Source organism: Paenibacillus sambharensis (genome assembly GCF_003233845.1).
Lineage (GTDB): Bacteria > Bacillota > Bacilli > Paenibacillales > Paenibacillaceae > Paenibacillus_I > Paenibacillus_I sambharensis.
Window position 1 is genome coordinate 1 of record NZ_QKRB01000016.1, and the last position, 302, is coordinate 302.

General features: G+C 50.0%; 1 rRNA gene. It reads right to left on the reverse strand.

Annotation, left to right across the window (positions count from 1 at the left end):
* Positions 1-202 precede the first annotated feature (202 nt).
* Positions 203-302, reverse strand: a 5S ribosomal RNA gene (gene rrf / locus DNH61_RS02230); the annotation flags it as partial.

Below are 302 nucleotides of genomic sequence, written 5' to 3' on the forward strand. Positions count from 1 at the left end.
CAAGGTGCAAAGGTTGTTCGTCGATTAAGCTTCTCCGAATCACTTCAGAAAAGACCTAACTTCGCAAACCCTCTCGCTGCTAAAGCAGCTTCTGCCTCATCGGCAGGAAGATCATCTTAACATCCGGAGTCTTTGCTTTCAACACATAAATGTTGGTAAGTTGACTCGGTGAATGCTAAGTAATCTGGGTATTTAGTTACCCGCTTGGCAACGTCCTACTCTCCCAGGACCCTGCGGTCCAAGTACCATCGGCGCTGGAGGGCTTAACGGTCGTGTTCGAGATGGGAACGCGTGGATCCCCT